At 71.4% G+C, this 16,956-nt stretch carries 16 protein-coding genes; 10 read left to right on the forward strand and 6 right to left on the reverse strand.

Annotated elements, in window-relative coordinates; translation table 11 throughout:
* Nucleotides 1-337 precede the first annotated feature (337 nt).
* Nucleotides 338-1,846 (forward strand): cytochrome ubiquinol oxidase subunit I, encoded by a 1,509-nt coding sequence (locus OIU81_RS35455; protein ID WP_329154431.1) that lies wholly within the window; start codon nt 338-340, stop codon nt 1,844-1,846.
* Entirely contained in the window at nt 1,846-2,895 is a 1,050-nt protein-coding gene (locus tag OIU81_RS35460) for a cytochrome d ubiquinol oxidase subunit II (protein ID WP_329154432.1), read from the forward strand. The genes OIU81_RS35455 and OIU81_RS35460 overlap by 1 nt, the downstream gene beginning before the upstream one ends.
* Before the next feature lie 158 nt (nt 2,896-3,053).
* Here the strand turns inward: OIU81_RS35460 and OIU81_RS35465 are convergent, their stop codons facing one another.
* A complete protein-coding gene (locus OIU81_RS35465) occupies nt 3,054-3,689 on the reverse strand; it encodes a hypothetical protein (protein WP_329154433.1) in 636 nt (211 codons plus the stop codon).
* Between the two features lie 329 nt (nt 3,690-4,018).
* Here OIU81_RS35465 and OIU81_RS35470 point away from each other — a divergent pair, with 329 nt between their 5' ends.
* A complete protein-coding gene (locus tag OIU81_RS35470) occupies nt 4,019-4,882 on the forward strand; it encodes a GNAT family N-acetyltransferase (protein WP_329154435.1) in 864 nt (287 codons plus the stop codon).
* Between the two features lie 109 nt (nt 4,883-4,991).
* Here OIU81_RS35470 and OIU81_RS35475 read toward each other — a convergent pair whose 3' ends face one another.
* Complete coding sequence (locus OIU81_RS35475) at nt 4,992-5,585, reverse strand: TetR/AcrR family transcriptional regulator (protein ID WP_329154436.1); 594 nt, start codon at nt 5,583-5,585, stop codon at nt 4,992-4,994.
* 126 nt (nt 5,586-5,711) lie between these two features.
* Here OIU81_RS35475 and OIU81_RS42455 point away from each other — a divergent pair, with 126 nt between their 5' ends.
* From OIU81_RS42455 to OIU81_RS35495, 3 genes are all read left to right on the forward strand, one after another.
* Nucleotides 5,712-6,188 (forward strand): alpha/beta fold hydrolase, encoded by a 477-nt coding sequence (locus OIU81_RS42455; protein WP_443074181.1) that lies wholly within the window; start codon nt 5,712-5,714, stop codon nt 6,186-6,188.
* Nucleotides 6,189-6,228: 40 nt separating this feature from the next.
* The gene (locus OIU81_RS35490) at nt 6,229-6,699 is read left to right on the forward strand and encodes an SRPBCC family protein (protein WP_329154438.1); all 471 of its coding nucleotides are present in this window, start codon (nt 6,229-6,231) and stop codon (nt 6,697-6,699) included.
* Nucleotides 6,700-6,926: 227 nt separating this feature from the next.
* On the forward strand, nt 6,927-7,841 hold the full coding sequence (locus tag OIU81_RS35495) for an MBL fold metallo-hydrolase (RefSeq protein WP_329154439.1): 915 nt from the start codon (nt 6,927-6,929) through the stop codon (nt 7,839-7,841).
* 36 nt (nt 7,842-7,877) lie between these two features.
* Here the strand turns inward: OIU81_RS35495 and OIU81_RS35500 are convergent, their stop codons facing one another.
* From OIU81_RS35500 to OIU81_RS35510, 3 genes are all read right to left on the reverse strand, one after another.
* Nucleotides 7,878-8,609, reverse strand: coding sequence for a class I SAM-dependent methyltransferase (locus tag OIU81_RS35500; RefSeq protein WP_329154441.1), 732 nt, complete (start codon nt 8,607-8,609; stop codon nt 7,878-7,880).
* A 140-nt stretch (nt 8,610-8,749) separates the two neighbouring features.
* Nucleotides 8,750-8,989: a chaplin gene (locus tag OIU81_RS35505; protein WP_329154443.1), complete on the reverse strand. Its 240-nt coding sequence runs from the start codon at nt 8,987-8,989 to the stop codon at nt 8,750-8,752.
* Nucleotides 8,990-9,264: 275 nt separating this feature from the next.
* A complete protein-coding gene (locus tag OIU81_RS35510) occupies nt 9,265-10,935 on the reverse strand; it encodes a purine-cytosine permease family protein (protein ID WP_329154444.1) in 1,671 nt (556 codons plus the stop codon).
* 226 nt (nt 10,936-11,161) lie between these two features.
* Here OIU81_RS35510 and OIU81_RS35515 point away from each other — a divergent pair, with 226 nt between their 5' ends.
* Nucleotides 11,162-12,562 carry a tetratricopeptide repeat protein gene (locus tag OIU81_RS35515; RefSeq protein WP_329154445.1) on the forward strand — a complete coding sequence of 467 codons (1,401 nt, stop codon included), beginning with the start codon at nt 11,162-11,164 and terminating at the stop codon, nt 12,560-12,562.
* Nucleotides 12,563-12,648: 86 nt separating this feature from the next.
* Here OIU81_RS35515 and OIU81_RS35520 read toward each other — a convergent pair whose 3' ends face one another.
* Nucleotides 12,649-14,046 carry an MFS transporter gene (locus OIU81_RS35520; RefSeq protein WP_329154446.1) on the reverse strand — a complete coding sequence of 466 codons (1,398 nt, stop codon included), beginning with the start codon at nt 14,044-14,046 and terminating at the stop codon, nt 12,649-12,651.
* A 237-nt stretch (nt 14,047-14,283) separates the two neighbouring features.
* Here OIU81_RS35520 and OIU81_RS35525 point away from each other — a divergent pair, with 237 nt between their 5' ends.
* The 3 genes from OIU81_RS35525 to OIU81_RS35535 all read left to right on the forward strand — a co-directional run bounded on the left by OIU81_RS35525 (nt 14,284) and on the right by OIU81_RS35535 (nt 16,904).
* The gene (locus OIU81_RS35525; protein ID WP_329154447.1) at nt 14,284-15,324 is read left to right on the forward strand and encodes an NAD(P)-dependent alcohol dehydrogenase; all 1,041 of its coding nucleotides are present in this window, start codon (nt 14,284-14,286) and stop codon (nt 15,322-15,324) included.
* A 38-nt stretch (nt 15,325-15,362) separates the two neighbouring features.
* A complete protein-coding gene (locus OIU81_RS35530; RefSeq protein ID WP_329154448.1) occupies nt 15,363-16,160 on the forward strand; it encodes a DeoR/GlpR family DNA-binding transcription regulator in 798 nt (265 codons plus the stop codon).
* Nucleotides 16,161-16,328: 168 nt separating this feature from the next.
* On the forward strand, nt 16,329-16,904 hold the full coding sequence (locus tag OIU81_RS35535) for an AMIN-like domain-containing (lipo)protein (RefSeq protein WP_329154450.1): 576 nt from the start codon (nt 16,329-16,331) through the stop codon (nt 16,902-16,904).
* The last annotated feature ends 52 nt before the right edge of the window (nt 16,905-16,956 follow it).

Raw genomic sequence — 16,956 nt, forward strand, 5'->3', positions numbered from 1 at the left:
GCTGACCACCCACCGGGCCGATCACTGAACATCTGCCGGGCCGCCTGCCCTCCGGCAGCGCGGCTCCGCCGGCCGGGGGAAGATGCTCGGCCCAACGGCGCAACGTGAGCCATCGGTACGTGCGCTCCCGTGCCCGCCGGTGATGCTGTGACGAGCCGGGCGCGACCGGCCGAGTCGCCAAAGTCGCCGTCGCAAGGCAATGGCCCCGAGGTGCGTGGCCCGTGGTGCCGGCCTCCTCCGGGACGATCGGCCGGGCGGCACGGGCGGCCCGCCGGCCACGACGGGGCCCGCTTCCCCGGCGTCCCGGGCAGCAACGGCATGGAGGCATGCACACACCATGGTCCCACTGCTGGCGGACGCCCCGGCTCAACTGCTCCCGGCCAGGGAGCTCATGGCCTTCACCCTGGCCTGCCACATCATTCTGGTGCCGTTCGGAGTGGCGCTGCCGCTGATCACCCTGGTGATGCACCGCCGCGGTCTGCGCCGGAGCGACCCCGTCGCGCTGCTCCTCGCCCGGCGCTGGTCGGCGGTCATGGCCGTGCAGTTCGCCGTCGGTGTGGTCACCGGCACCGTGCTGTCCTTCGAGTTCGGGCTGCTCTGGCCGGGCCTGATGGGCAAGTGGGGCGGCGTCTTCGGCATCGGATTCGGGGTCGAGGCATGGGCCTTCTTCCTCGAAGCGGTACTGATCGCCATCTATCTCTACGGCTGGCGGCGGCTGAAACCCCGCACCCACTTCCTGCTCGGGCTGCCCCTGCCGGCCGCCGCCCTGCTCGGCGCGTTCGGCATCCTGGCGGCCAACTCGTGGATGAACACCCCCCAGGGCTTCACCCTTGACGCCCACGGCAAGCCCGTGAACGTCCAGGTCTGGGCGGCGATCTTCACCCCGATGTTCGGGCCGCAGTTCTGGCACTTCGTCGTGGCGATGCTGATCACCGCCGGATACACCGTCGCCGGGGTCTATGCGGTCGGCTGGCTGCGCGGCCGCCGCGACCGCTACCACCGGCTCGGCTTCACCGTCCCCTTCACCCTCGCCGCGGTGTTCACGCCGGTGCAGTTCCTGCTGGGGGACTCCCTCGCCCGGTCGGTCTTCCACAAGCAGCCGGTGAAGTTCGCCGCGACGGAGATCGTCTGGCGGACCGACACCCGCGTACCGGAGTACATCTTCGGCCGGCTGCACCCGGACGGCAGCATCTCCGGCGGCCTCAAGATCCCCCAATTCGACTCCATCCTGGCGGGGTTCACCACCGACACCAAGGTGACCGGACTGACCTCCGTGCCGGCGAGCGACCGGCCGACGGCCACCCAGGCGACCCTCGTCCACTGGGCCTTCGACCTCATGGTCCTCATCGGCTCCCTGCTGATCCTGCTCGCACTCTGGTACGGCTGGTGTTGGCTTCGGCGGCACCGGCTGCCCGCCTCCCCGTGGTTCTTCCGCGGCGCGGCCTGCGCGGGCGCCGCCTCCGTCGTCGCCGTCGAATGCGGATGGATCACCACCGAAGTGGGGCGCCAGCCGTGGATCGTCTACCAGCACATGCGGATCGGTGAGGCGGTGACGGCGACCCGGTCCACCAGCCTGTGGATCATGCTGGGCCTGGTGGTCGTGGTGTATCTGTTCATCTTCGGATCGCTGCTCGCCGTGCTGCTCAAGATGCGCGCGGGCTGGCGGCTCGACGACGCGCACCGGGTGGCGGCGGAGCGGGGCCGGGAACCGGAGACCGACACCCCCTACGGACCCCGCTCCCGCGTACCGGCCGGCCCTCCACCCACCGATGACGCTCCGCCTCCCGACGGTCCCGCGCAGCCCGGTGACACCGGGTCAGGACCGGCCGGGGACGGGCGACGGTGATGCCCGCGGTCATCGCCGTGGTGCTGCTGCTCGCCGTGGCCGCCTACGCGTGCGCCGGCGGCACCGATTACGGCGCCGGCTTCTGGGACCTGACCGCCGGCGGCGCCGAGCGCGGCCGGCGCCCCCGCTGGCTGATCGACCACGCCATGGCCCCCGTATGGGAGGTCAACAACGTCTGGCTCGTCTTCGTCTTCGTCCTCATGTGGACCGGCTTCCCGGTCTTCTTCCAGACGGTGTTCTCCGCGATGTGGCTGCCGCTGGCCCTGGCCGCCATCGGTCTGGTGCTCCGCGGTGCCGGCTTCGCCCTGCGCAAGCCTCTCCGCCGGCTCGCCGGGCGGCGCCTCTACGGCGCCGTCTTCGCCCTCTCCTCGCTGCTCACCCCGTTCTTCTTCGGCGCGGCGGTCGGCGGGATCGCCTCGGGCCGGGCGGTCCCCGGAACGGAGGCCTCGGCCCACGCCTGGTCCAACCCGACGTCCGTCCTCTTCGGGCTGATCGCCATCGTGTCGACCGCCTTCCTCGGTGCGGTCTTCCTGGCGCGCGACGCCGTCCGCTTCGAGGCCCCCGACCTGGTCGGCTACTTCCGGCGGCGGGCCCTGGGCAGTCTGGTCGCGCTCGCCGTCCTGGCGGCCATCATGCTGACCGTCACCCGGACCGACGCCCCGCACGTCTGGCACGGACTCACCCACGGCGTCGGCCTCGGCCTCGTCATCCTGGCCGGGGTCTGCTCGCTCGCCACCGGACTGCTCCTGCTGCGACGGTCCGGTGCCTGGCCCCGGATCACCGCCGTCGGCGTCGTCGCGGCGGCCGTCCTCGCCTGGGGCGCCGCCCAGCGCCCCTACCTCATCCCCACCTCCCTGACCGTGGCCGACGCCGCCGCGGCCGCCAGCAGTCTGCGCTGGGTCGGCCTGGTCACCCTCGTGGCCGTGCTGCTCATCTGCCCGGCCGTGGCCCTGCTGTACTGGCTGGACATCCACGGCGAACTGGAGCCGCTCTCCGACGCCGACCTGCGCACCGCACCGGACCACGAGGACCCGAGCGGGCGCCACTGACCAGAGGTGGTGGGAGTGGCCGGCGGTGGCTCGTCCGGTCGGAGGGTGCCTCCCGGCCCACGGGGAGCCGGGAGGCAGTGCGGCCGGTGGAGCGAACACGCCGCCCCTGCCGGACGCGCGACGCCGCGCGTCCGTTCAGCCGCTTCCCTCCCTCGTGGTCAGTGCTTCACCACGAACGCATGCCCCTTCCTCACACCCGAGGAGCAGGACTTCTTCTCCGCGGTGGTCATCTTGCGGGTCTTGACGGTCACGGCGTTGCTGCGGCCGTCCGTCCCGTTGGCCGCGGGGCCGGTGACCTTGTCCGGCACGAACCAGAAGTAGTGACCCCACTTCGGGCTGTCGTAGTGCGTCTGCCAGGTGCCGGAGACGGTCTGCATCACCTGTGCGCGGGAGATCCAGCCCACCTCACCCGGCTTGACCGTCATGTTCAGGGAGCTGTTCTCGGTGTGCGAGCTCGACCAGGTGTGGCTGTAGGTCGCGGTGACGCTCAGATCGATCAGACCGGCGATCTTTCCGCCGGCCGTGACGGACACACCGGCGGAGTCCGTGGAGCCCACGGTGTCCGACCAGCCCATCGACTGCGTGGCATCCGACGTGCTGCAGTTGTAGAGCGAGTTGGAGACCTGACGGAAGTCTCCGAGAAACGCCTTGCCGAGCAGTGGCTCGTTGAAGCTGCACTTGCCGTCACCGGAAGCACAGTCCGCTATGAGCTGCTCCCGGGCGGGCCCGTCGTCCGCGACGGCCGGCCCGGCCATCGCCGCAACCAGCCCCAGTGACGCCGCGGTCAACGCCATCAGCCGGCTCCCGCGACGGGTCACTCTGTTGTACGTCATCTTGCTGTTGCCTCTCACCCAGCCTTGTGGAAGCGACGAGTCCGTATGTAGGGGGAGTTCGCCGCTGTTGTCTTTGAGACTGAAGTGAAATCTGCGTCAACTACACCAATAATTGGTAAAGTTGTAGTTGATGATCGAACAGATACCCTATAAGGGCGTACCGGAGGTAACCTCAGGTGAGGTGGACGGGATGGGCGGGCGGCCGGCTCGCGCCTTCAGCAGGTCTTTTTGCGCCCTTCCGGTCCGGGAGGTGACTTCCCCGGAGGCGAGTCCGTCAGGGATCATGCAGCATGCGCCCGGATGACTGGCACCTCACCGAAGACGTCGACGACTTCCGCGCCCGAGCCGGCGACTTCCTGCGCTCGCGCCCCGCCCTGCACACCACACCGCTGACAGTGATCGAGAGGCTGTGCACCCACGGAGCGGACGCATACGGCGGCCGAGCCCCCGTCTTCGGCCGGCTGGAGCGGGCGGGCACGGTGCACGCCACCTTCTGCCTCATCCGCGGTCTGGGCCTCACCCAGCTCACCCCCGAGCGCGCCGACGCCCTCGCCGCCCAGCTGGCCGCCCTCGGGTACTCCCTTCCCCATGTCAGCGCGGACCGCGGCACCGCCACCGCTTTCGCCGAGGCCTGGCAGCGGCGCACCGGCGCCACCTCCACACTGCGCAACCGGCTCCGCCTGTACCGCCTCGGCACGCTCACCCCACCCATGCCCTTCCCGGAGGGCCGGGGTCGACTCGTGGACGAACGGGACCGTGAGCACCTCATGCGCCGGCTGCGCGAGTTCACCGCGGACGTCGGGGAAGCCGTCACGATAGACGCCGACTCCTGGGCCGGCACGCGCTTCGCCGACAAGCACTTCACCTTCTGGGAGACCCCGGACGGCACGCCCGTCTCCATGGCGGGCTCGACTTCGATGGTCGGCGGCATGGTCCGGGTGGACCCCGTCCACACCCCGGCTCACCTCCGGGGCCGCGGCTACGCGGGTGCCGTGACGGTCGAGGTGAGCCGGGCCGCGCTGGCCGCGGGCGCCACGGACGTCGTGCTGTACGCGGACCCGGCCAACCCCACCAGCAACGCCCTCTACCAGCGCATCGGATACCGCCCGATCGCCGACTGGGCCGTGTACGACTTCGCCCATGCCGCACCGTGAGCCGGTGCGGAAAGGGGCAGGCGCGGCCGGCATCGCGCGGTCTGAGGGCTTCGGCGCCGAGACCTGGCGGTGCTCCTTCCGCGCGCGGCGCAGGTGGCGAAACGCCTGCTCAGCCGGCGCCGCGCGCGCCCTCCAGGACGATGCGCACGGTGCGTGTCACGAAGTCCTTCTCCAGCGGGAGTTGGCGGAGTACGACCCGGACCCAGGCGGCCCCGGCCAGCAGATCCACCAGGAGCATCGGGTCGGAGTCCGCAGCGAGTTCGCCGCGGGCCACGGCCCGGGTGAAGACGGGCTGTTCGCGAGCCATCCGATCGGCGAAGAAGTCCTTCACGTGGGCGGCGAGTTCGGCGCTGTGGGTGGCGGCGCCCAGTACGGAGACGGCGATGCCCGAGGCCGGCGGTGTGGTGAGGAGCGTGGTGATCGTGTGCAGCAGGGACTCCAGGTCCCGTTGGAGGCTTCCGGTGTCGGGCGGTGCGAGGTCGAGCCGGCGGGCGCCGATGAGTGCGGCGCCCAGCAGTGCCCCCTTGGACGGCCACCAGCGGTAGATCGTCGTCTTGTTGACGCCGGAACGCTGGGCGACGCCCTCGATGGTCAGGCCCTCGTAGCCCTTCTCCGCGAGCAGATCCAGGGTGGCGTCGAAGATCTCCTGTGCCTTGCGTGGGACGCTGCTCCGCCGCGTACTTCCGTGTCGCTCCTCGCTCATGGGGCAGAGGCTAGCATCGAAAACAACGCAACGTTGCGTTGCATTTCATGTAGCCTGCCGGACATGGAGTCCTCTGAAGCCGGGCTGCCCATCGTCTTCGTGCACGGTCTGCGTGTGAGCGGCACGATGTGGCGACCCGTGATCCAAGCCATCGGGAAAGACCACCCCACCGCCGCACCGGACCTGCCGGGTCACGGCAGCCGGCGCGGTGAACCCTTCAGCATCGCCGGCGCCGTGGCGGCGGTCACCGACACGATCGACGAACTGGGCGGCCGGGCGCTGCTGGTGGGGCTGTCCCTGGGCGGGATTGTCGCCACGGCACGGCGGGAGACGCCATGGTCGCCGGGGGCCTCAGCTCCGGGAACGCGTCGGGCGTCCTCACGGCCGTGTGCGAGACGGACACCCTCGCCTCGCTCTCCGCGTACCCGGGCCCGGTCTGGCTGGTCAACGGTGAGCGCGACCATTTCCGCCGCGACGAACGGGACTTCCTCACGGCCTGCCGCGACGGCCGGCTGCTCCTGCTGCCCCGGTGCGGACACCTCACCGGCCTCGCCGATACGACAGCCCTCGCCGGGCTGGTCCGCGATGCCGCGGCGGTCGTGACGGCCCGGACACCCGGTGCGCCGGTCCCGGGAGGCCGACGGTGACCGCCCGGGAGTGGCACGTGCAGCAGTCCCTGGAGATCCCCCTCCCGCCGCGGACCGTCTACGCGGCCCTGGCGGACGTCCGGCGGATGACGGAGTGGAGCCCGGAGGTGATCGGGGTGTGGCCGCGCGGGGAGTGCTTCGTCGGCTTCAACCGCAAGGCCTGCTGGATCTGGTTCACCACGTGCCGGATCGTCATCGCGGACCCCGGCCGGGAGTTCGCCTTCGATGTCACCACCTTCGGCCTGCCCGTGGCACGCTGGGGCTACCGTCTGACCCCGGCGGAAGAGGGGACCCTGGTCACCGAGTACTGGGTCGATCACCGCCGCCGCGGATGGCGCGGCCGGGCCGCCGAGCTGCTCGGGCTGGTCTTCACCGGAACGCCGGCCGCCCGGCGCGCCACCCGCAATCGCGCCGCCATGCGCAGGACCCTCCACCGGCTCTCCGCCGCGCTCCGGGCGACGGCCTGAACCGTCCGGGGCCCCGCCCCGCCGTGCGAGGACGGCGGGGCGTCCGGACCTGCCAGGCCCCACAAAGCACCGCACACCCCCGGCCCGATCGCCCGGCCAAGAGAGACGTTCCGTACCCAAAGCACAAGATCCGCCGTCTCTTCCGCTTTCGGTCCACGGCGGGGTACTTCTGAAGACGGCGCGCCTCGGCCGCGCCCCCACCTGCCACCCGACCAGGAGGACCCGTCATGACGAACGGCTTGTTACCCGACAGCGCACCGGACGAGGACGCCGGCGAGGGCTGGTACGTCGACGCGCGCTGCACCAACTGCGATGTCGCCCGGCAACTCGCCCCCGACGTGATCATCGAGAAGAACGGGCGCGCGGAGGTGACCCGGCAGCCGCAGAACGACGCGGAGGCCCGGCAGCTGCAGGCGGCCGCCTTCGCCTGCCACACCCGGTCGATCCGGCATGCGGCGCGGCCCCTCACCCCCGACCTCGACCCCTTTCCCCTCGCCCTGGACGACACCGTCCACCTGTGCGGCCACAATTCACGCCAGACGGCAGGCGCCAACGCCTTCCTGCTGCGCCGCGGCGCCGGCACCACGATGATGATCGACACTCCCCGCTGGAGCGAGCAACTGGCCTCCCGGTACGAGGCGTTGGGCCCGGTCACCGACGTCCTGCTCACCCACCAGGACCATGCCGCACACGGCCGCCGCTACGCCGACCGGTTCGGCGCCCGGCTGTGGATCCACGAGGGCGATCTCGACGCCGCACCGGACGCGGACCGTGTCATCCGGGGCACCGACCCGGTCGAGATCGGCCCGGGCGTCATGGCGTACCCGCTTCCCGGCCATACGCGCGGCAGCGTGCTCTACGTCGCCGATGAGCGGTACTGCTTCAGCGGGGACAGCTTCTACTGGTCGCGCAGCACCGGCGACCTCGAGGTGGCCGCCTCCGTCACCTGGTACTCGATCGTGGAACTGGCCGCCTCCCTGGCCCGGACCGCCCCTCGGCTGCGCTTCGAGTGGGTGCTGCCCGGCCACGGCGACCGCAAGCGGCTCCCCGCGGCGGACATGGCCCGCCGTCTCGCCCGGCTGGCGGCCCGCACCGCGGAGCTGCGGCCGCAGCCCGTCGACTTCACCGCGGTGCGCTGGTGAGGTACGGCCCGGCCGGGGCCGGCGGGCAGGAGGCGGTCACCGGGCGCGGGTGGCCACCACCAGCCGGCACCGCGGGCTGCCGTCGGGGCGCCGGCCGAGCTCCGGCAGCGCGTGCAGCTCCACAGCGAATCCGGCCCGGGCCAGCTCCGCACGTACCTCGGTGAGCCGGAACGTCCGGTAGTACATGACGAAGCTCGGGTGCCACAGGGCGTTGCGGACCCGCATCGCGGCGTCGAAGGCCAGCAGCGTCCAGTAGCCCCGTGACCCCGGGCGGGCCGGCGCCGCAATAGGAAAGACGAACCGGCCGCCGGGGCGCAGTACGGAGTGGACCTGTGCGAACAGCTCCGGCCGCTCGCGGGGCAGGAAGTGCCCGAACGCGCCGAAGCTCACCGCGAGGTCGAAGGCCGGCCCGAAGGGGAGGGCCCGGGCATCGGCGCGCACCCACTCGACCCGCGGCGCGGTGGCGGCTGTCCCCGCACGGGCCCGGCCGGCAGCGAGCATGCCGGCACTGAGGTCGACGCCGGTGACCCTCTCGCGGCAGACCTGGCGCAGTACGTCCATCCCGGCGCCGGTACCGCAGCACAGGTCGAGACCGCTGTCGAACGGTCCGAGCGCGCGCAGCGCCCGGGAAACGGGGGTCAGCACCGCGTCCGGGGTCCGGAACGGAGTGCGGTCGAACTTCGGGGCGAGCAGGTCGTATCCCCGCTCGACGGAGGACAGCGCCTGCACGGCGAGTTCACGGAGTGTGGGGCCCTGGGGTGCGAACATCGCCCTCAGCATAGATCCGGACCGGCCCGGCCGCCGCCGACCATGACGTGGCCCCCGGTGAGATCACCGGGGGCCACGGCACCTTCGGACGGCACGGTGCCGAGGCCGGGATGCCTCGGCCGACACCTGTCCGCCGGGCGTCAGCCGCCGAAGCAGGGCGTACCGAAAGCGGGGTTGAGGGCCCCGATGACGCTGATGGTGTTGTTGCAGAGGTTGACCGGGATATGGACGGGGATCTGGAGGGAGTTGCCGGACACGATGCCCGGTGAGTCGAACGCCGCTCCCGAGGCGCCGCTGTCGGCGGTGGCCAGACCGGCACCGCCGAGGACGAGGGCGCAGGTGCCCGCAGTGACGAGGACGCTCTTGATCCGGTGAGCCATCGATCCGTCTCCCAACTGGTGGAGGAGAGGCGGCCCCTGGCGCCGGGCCCCTGAAGGCGCCGGCGCCACGGCTGTGAGCCGCCCTGACAAGGCTGTCGTTCCCCGCCGGCCCCTGCTCCACGGACGCCACGCCCGAAGAGCAGACTTTTAGGTGATATGGCCGACCGTGTTGACGGTCGGGCATGCAACGGGCGGGCAACGGCGGGGCGGCGGATGGAGTGGGGTTGTCCCGTCCCGCCGCCGGTGTCCCGGTGTGGCCGGGTGCCGTCCCGGCGTCAGGCCGGTGCCGCCGGCAGCACATGGGCGCCGGTCCGGTCGGTGCTCAGGCACAGGGAGCAGACCACCCCGTCATGGCTGTGGCAGGCGGCGAGGTCCGGTCGCTCGAACTCGTGCCGGCACACATGGCACGCGTATGTGACCGCGCTGGGATTGCCGTCCTCATCCAGCAGCGGGGAGTCGATCCCGTCCGTGGTGCGCCGCAGGTAGAACCGGCCCTTGGTCAGGACGGCCATGAGCGGGGTCAGCACGAAGGCGATCAGTGCGGCCGCGACCGGTGAGTACGGCTGGAGCGCGTCCCCCAGCGCATGGAAGTACAGGGCGATCGACAGGCCCGAAGCGGCGGTGAAGGACACCACGCCGACGGGGTTGATCGCATGGAGCATGCCGCGGCGGAACTCGGGGACCTGCGGGGAGAGTTTCAGCAGATGCTTGTTGACCATGATGTCGGTGGCGACGGTCACGATCCAGGCGATGGCGCAGTTGGAGTAGAACCCGAGGACGGTGTTGAGGAAGCGGAACATGTCCGCCTCCATCAGCACCAGCGCACAGGCCAGGTTGGCGAGGACGAACACCATCCGGCCCGGATAGCGCTTGGTGACCCGGGTGAACGAGTTCGTCCAGGCCAGAGAACCCGAATAGGCGTTGGTCACGTTGATTTTGATCTGGCTGATCACCACCAGGACCACTGCCAGCGGGATGACCAGCCAGGAGGGCATCATGGCCGCGAAGGCGCCGGTGAACTGGTGGATCGGCTCGGTGGCCGCGGCCGGGCCCGCGGCGGCGAGGAGGTAGACGGCGAGGAAGACACCGATGGCTTGCTTGAGTGCGCCGAGCACCACCCATCCCGGGCCCGCCAGCACCACCGCCGTCCACCAGGCACGCCGGTTCTGCTCCGTCCTGGGCGGCATGAAGCGCAGATAGTCGACCTGTTCGCCGATCTGCGCGATCAGGGAGAGACACACGCCCGCACCCAGCAGCACCGAGGCGGCATCGATGCCGCTGCCGCCGTGGGAGCCCGTATACGACAGGAAGGTGTGCACCGTGCCGGGGTCGGTGGTGACCAGATACAGCAGCGGCCCGACCATCAGCAGCAGCCAGAGGGGCGTCGTCCAGACCTGAAGCTTGCTCAGGGCCTTCATGCCGTGGATGACCAGCGGTATCACCATGCAGGTCGAGACCAGATACCCCAGCCACAACGGCAGGCCGAGGCCCAGCTTCAGGCCCTGCGCCATGATCGAGCCTTCGAGGGCGAAGAAGATGAAGGTGAAGCTGGCGAAAATGACGCTGGTCAGGACCGATCCGTAATAGCCGAAGCCCGAGCCGCGGGTGATCAGGTCCAGATCGATGTTGTACCGCGCCGCGTAGTAGGCGAGCGGGAAGCCGGTGACGAAGATGACCACGGCGGCGACCAGGATCGCGGTCAGTGCGTTCGCGGTGCCATGGGTCAGCCCGATGCCGGCCCCGATCGAGAAGTCGGCCATGTACGCGATGCCGCCCAGCGCGGTGGTCGCCACCACCATCGGGGTCCAGCGGCGGTAACTGCGCGGCGCGAACCGGAGGGTGTAATCCTCCAGGGTTTCGTTGACGGCTCTGTCGGCGGGTGCCGCGGCCTGCGGGGGCCGTCGGCTGCTGTCGGGGACTGTCACCGCATCCGGTCCTGAGTTCATGGCCGGGACAGTAGGCAGGGCGTGTTTCCCGTGAGGTCATCGCAGATGAAGCGGAAGTTTCCGCCGGTGCGCGGAGCGAGGCGCCCCCGGAGGCGACAGCGGTGTGGTGGCTCCGACTCTCCCGCCTCGGAGTGGGGAACGATAGGGATCCAGCGGCACATGGCAACGGGGTGCACCGGCCGGCACCCCGGATGGAACACCCGTACTCAACCCCGCAGGAGTCAGGATGACAGCGGACCGACACGGACACCCGATGAGCCACACCGGCGCCGAGGCCGTGGCCCCTTACGAACAGGCCCTGGACGACCTGTTGTTCTTCCGGCCGCGGGTCGCGGAGACGGCACGGTCGGTGCTGGACGCCTCGCCGCGGTCGGTGATGGGGCAGGTACTGGCCGCGTATCTGGGCGTGTTGGGGACCGAGGAGAAGGACGCGGCCGTGGCCCGGGACGGCTTCCGCCGCTTCCGCTCCGGTCTGGACACCGAGGGGCTCATGCCCCGGGAGCGGATGCATCTGGCCGCCGCGACGGCATGGCTGGACGGCGATCTGCACGGCGCCGGCCGCATCCTCGGCGAGATCGGCATCGCCTTCCCGCGCGATGCGCTGGCGCTCTTCGCCGGACATCAGCACGACTTCCTCACCGGGGACGCCCAGCGCCTGCGCGACCGCATCGGCGGCGCACTGGACGCCTGGCCGCAGGACGATCCGCACCTCGGGCCGCTGCTGGGCATGTACGCGTTCGGCCTGGAGGAGTCCGGCCACTACGCACACGCCGAGGAGGTCGGCCTGGCGGCCCTCGACCGGCATCCGGACGATGTGTGGGGGATCCACGGCGTGGTGCACACCTACGAGATGCGGGGACGTTTCACGGACGGCATCCGCTTTCTCGACGCCCGCAGGCAGGACTGGGCGAGCGGCAGCCTGCTCACCGTCCACAACTGGTGGCACTACGCCCTCTACGCCCTGGAGTCCGGCGACACCGCCCGGGTGCTGGAGATCTACGACGCGGCCCTCCACCACGAGCGTTCGGCAGGGGTGGCGATGGAACTGCTCGACGCCGCGGCCCTGTTGTGGCGCCTGTATCTGGCCGAGGAGGAGCAGAGCGCACGGTGGGCCCGCCTCGCGGACGCCTGGGAGAGCCGTGACGACGGTCCCCACTACGCCTTCAACGACGCCCATGCGGTCATGGCCTATGTGGGGGCGGGCCGGATCGCCCGGGCGCAGCGTCTGGTTCAGGAGCGGGAGGACTGGCTGGCGGGGGAGCCAGCCGTCGACAACCGTGCCATGACGGCCGCGATCGGCCTGCCCGTGTGCCGCGCCCTCATCGCCTACGGACAGCAGGACCACGCCCGGGCCGTCGATCTGCTGCTGCCCGTCCGCCACCGGCTGCACGAATTCGGCGGCAGCCACGCCCAGCGGGACGCGATCCAGCGGACCCTCGTCGAGGCCGCCCTGCGCGCGGGCCGCACCGAGCTGGCCCGGACCCTGCTCAGTGAACGGAGCCGGCTGCGCCCGGTCTGCCCGTACAACTGGTCCGCCAAGGCCCGTCTGGAGGAGCAGCTCGGCGACCCGGCGCGGGCCGCGGCCGCCCGGGAGCGTGCCGCGGCGCAGGCGTCGGGCCGCGCCTGAGCGGACGCCCGGGGACGCTCGGGGACGTTCGGGGACGTTCGGTCTCCCGCGGCCGCCGGGGCCCGCTCCCGGGCGGCCGCGGGAGGTCAGCGCCGGCCCGCCGGAAGGCTCGCGACGCCGGTCTGCGGTGCGGCGGACAGCGAGTCGGACAGCGAGTCGGACGGCACGTCGGGCAGTTCAGCGGACGGTGCGGTGAACTCCGGGTCGGGAACGAGGAGCCGGATGGCGACCGCGGTGGCGAGATGGAGGAGGGCGAAGATCCACACGATGCCCGCGACACCGACCGGCCCCAGGGCCAGGGCGACGACGGCCGGTCCGGCGAAGGTGCTGGCCCCGGCGCCCAGGTTGAGGGCCGACATGGCCTGCCCCTTGTGGCGCGGGGCCAGCGCGGGCACCAGCGCCGAGATCGGGACGTAGCCGGCGAGGGCGATGCCGTACAGGGCGGCGGCCACCGCGGCGGGAAGGAAGTGCGGACCGGCCACGACGGGGACGTAGTACAGCCCGAGACAGGTCACCGCACAGGCCACGGCGCCGAACCAGGTCATGGTGCGCTGCCATCCGAGCCGGTCGCCGACGGCTCCGAAGAACAGGTTGGCGAAGATGTTCGCGGCGAACATCACGCTGAGCAGCCGCAGCCAGCCCGAGGTGCTGAACCCGACGGTCTCGGTGAAGAAGAACGGCATACAGACCAGGAAGCCGAACTGGGAGCCGGTGCTGACGACGCGCACGGCGGCGCCGACGGCCACCCGCGGCCGGCGCCGCATGATCGAGACGCTGCCCGCCAGGGTCGCCAGCGGGCGCTCGCCGTGCGGAGCGAGCGGGGAGCGCCCGGTGGGCTCGCGCACCAGCAGCAGGGCGAGCAGCCCGCCGAGCGTCACCAGTCCGAGGGCGCACCACAGGGTGTGGTACGAGCCGATCGCCGGGATCGTGGCGCTGGCCACGAGGGAGCCCAGGGTCGGCAGACCGCCGGTGAAGGCGAACCAGTACCAGCCGACCGCGGTTCCCATCCGCCGGGGCTCGGTCGCCGCGGTGACCCACACCAGGAACCCGTAGGCGAACAAGGGGTAGCCGAAACCGCGCAGCCCGTAGATGAGCAGCAGCAGCGGATAGTTCATGGCCGGCAGTGCCACCGTCAGCAGGAGCACCTGGAAGACGAGCCAGATGGCGAAGCCGGCGGTCATCACCCGCCGTGGCCCCCACAGGTCCGACAGGGCCCCCGAGAGCCAGGCGCCGATGGCGACGGTGATGCCGTAGACGGCGATGACCACCGCCGCGTCGGTCTTGCCCATGCCCTGGTCGGCCAGGTACTTCGAGAAGAAGCCTGTCTCCACGCCGTCGCCGGTCATGAACAGCAGCACCCCCACGAAACCCCAGGTCAGGGCCGGCGGTATGCCCAGGCGTGCGGGCAGCGAGCGGATACGGCCCGGCGGTGGGGAGCCGGCGGCCGGTGTCCGCACGGGCGGGAGGTGGGCGGAGCTGCTCATGGGCCCTCCAAAAGGGCGGGGCGGGCGCGGGTGGGGGGACGGCGCGCGCCCTCGGTGTCGGCGTTCGGGAAGCCCGCGCAAGTCTTCTCGTATTTTGTGCGAAGTCAAGGCTTCACTGATAGAAAAAGAAGAGGTAGCGTGCGGAAACCGGGAGTGCCGCGCCAGCCTGCCGGCCCGGCACCGGACCCCGCGACACCCCCTTTCCTCTCCACACCCCCAGGGAGCCGTGAGCCCGTCATGACCGTCACCTCCGCGATTCCCGCCACCATGCGAGCCGCCGTCCTGCACGGGCCCGAGCGGCTGAGCATCGAGGAACGCCCCGTCCCCACCCCCGGCCCCGGGGAGGTCCTGGTACGCGTCGAGGCGGTCGGGACCTGCGGCTCGGACGTGCACTACTACCGGCACGGACGCATCGGCGACTTCGTCGTCCGCGCGCCGCTCGTCCTCGGGCACGAAGCGGCCGGCACGGTGGTCGCCGCCGGTCCGGGAGCCGAGGCGGGACGGATCGGCCGACGTGTCTCCATCGAGCCCGGTACGCCCTGCGGCAGCTGCGCCCAATGCCGTCCGGGCCGCTACAACCTGTGCCCCGGCATGCGCTTCCTCGCCACACCGCCGATCGACGGTGCCTTCTGCGAATACCTGGCAGTGCACCAGGACTTCGCCCATGAGGTCCCCGACTCCCTCACCCTCGAGGAGGCCGCCCTGCTGGAACCGCTGTCCGTGGCCGTCTGGGCCTGCCGCAAGGCCCGCGTGGCTCCCGGCGACCGCGTACTGATCAGCGGCGCGGGACCGATCGGCCTGGTCGCCGCCCAGACGGCACGGGCCTTCGGCGCACGGGAGGTGCTGGTCACTGACGTCCTCCCGCACCGACTCGACCTCGCCCGGGCCACCGGCGCCACCGCCCTCGACGTCTCCCGCACCCCGCTGCGTCAGGCGGAGTTCACCCCCACCGTCCTGCTGGAGTGCTCCGGCGTCCCCGCCGTCAGCGGTGAGGCGATCCGCACCGTCGGCCGGGCCGGCCGGGTGGTGCTCATCGGCATGGGCGGTGACGAGGTGCCGCTGCCGGTCAGCCGCGTGCAGCAGCACGAACTGGAAGTGACCGGCACCTTCCGCTACGCCCACACCTGGCCCACCGCGATGGCCCTGGTGCAGTCGGGAGCGGTCCGGCTCGACTCCCTGGTCTCCCACGGTTACGGTCTTGCCGAGGCCGAGAGCGCACTGACCGTCGCCACCCGCGACGCGACAGCCGTGAAGGCCGTGATTCACCCCCAGCGGTAGGCGCGCTGCCGCTGTCCGACCGGGAAGGGGCAGCCCCGATGGCTTCCACACGGTCGTCGCTGGCCGAGGTCGACCGGCGACGGCAGGACGTACTGGCCCATGTCGTCGAGCACGGAGAAGTGCGCATCGACGAACTCGCCAGACGCTTCGGGGTCAGCCTCGCGACGATGCACCGCGATCTGGACCAGCTCGCCGAACGCCGGCTGCTGCGCAAGGAACGCGGGCGGGCCGCGCCCTTCCCGACCCTCACCATGGAGACCGCCACCCGCTTCCGTCTCGGGGTGAACCTCCCGGTGAAGGAGGCGCTGTGCGCCGCCGTCGCCGACGAGGTGCGGCCCGGCAGCACCCTGGTGCTGGACGACTCGACCACGGTTTTCCCGCTCGCGGCCCACATCGCCCGGACCGAGGCGGTCACGGTGATCACCAACTCCCTCGGCGTGGCACGACTGTTCGACGACACGCCCGGCGCCGATGTCACTCTCCTCGGCGGCCGCTACCGCGGGGAATTCGGCTCCTGCGTCGGCCCCGAGGTGCTGCGCGCCCTCGGCCGCATCCATGCCGATCTCACCGTGATGTCGGCGGTGTCGGTGCTCGGCGGCCGGCTCTTCCACCCGATCCGCGACTACGCCGAGATCAAGGAAGCCATGCTGGAGTGTGCGCAGCGGTCGCTGCTGCTGGTGGACCACACCAAGTTCGGCAAGGCCGCCACGCATGCCTACGGCGACATCGGCCACTACGACCGCGTCGTCACGGACCGCGGCACTCCGGCCGGGGAGCTGGCCGAACTGCGGCGCAGGGGCGCGCCCGTCGACGTGGTCGACGTGGTCGACGTCTGACCCTCGTCCCCGGCCGGCCCATAAGATCCGGGCGCCTCCCGCCCACACCTCCCCTTTCGCGACACCTTGGCCCTTCTTCGGCCAAATGCCGGCCGGCGTACAACGCCGTCACCGCCGGGCCCGTCCTACCGCACGATGCTCTGCTCAGATCTTCTCTGGAGGTACGACATGCGACGGTTAGGGACAGTGGCGGCGGCACTCGTGCTGGCGGGCGCCGGGGTGGCGGGCACGGCCGGCGTGGCCGACGCCGCGACCGGTCCGGTGGGCAACGCGGCGCCGGCCGCGGCCTGTTCGGCCGTCTGGGGCAGCGGCGACAAGTCCGTCACGGGCGCGGACGCCGCACCGCTCACCAACATCAGAACCGGCCGGCACGCGTGCTACGACCGCATGGTGTTCGACGTCGGCACCGCCTCCGGCACGCTCGGCTACCACGTCGGCTATGTCGACGCGTTCCACCAGGACGGCTCGGGCGCACGGATACCGGTCAAGGGGGGCGCCATTTTGCAGATCTATGTGTCCGCACCCAGCTATGACCCGGCGACCGGTAGGCAGACCTACGGCGGGTCCGCCGGCAAGCCGCTGCCGGGAGTGGACATCAGTGGATACAAGACGTTCACGGACACCAAGTTCGGGGCGAGCTTCGAAGGGCAGACCCAGGTCGGCCTGGGCGTCCGCGCCAAGCTTCCCTTCCGGGTGCTCCAGTCCGGCCATGAGCTGATCGTGGACGTCGCACACACCTGGTGACCTGCCCGGTCACCGTGGCGCGCCGCTCGGGCGCACAAAGAGAAATACCCCG

The organism is Streptomyces sp. NBC_01454 (genome assembly GCF_036227565.1).
GTDB lineage: Bacteria > Actinomycetota > Actinomycetes > Streptomycetales > Streptomycetaceae > Streptomyces.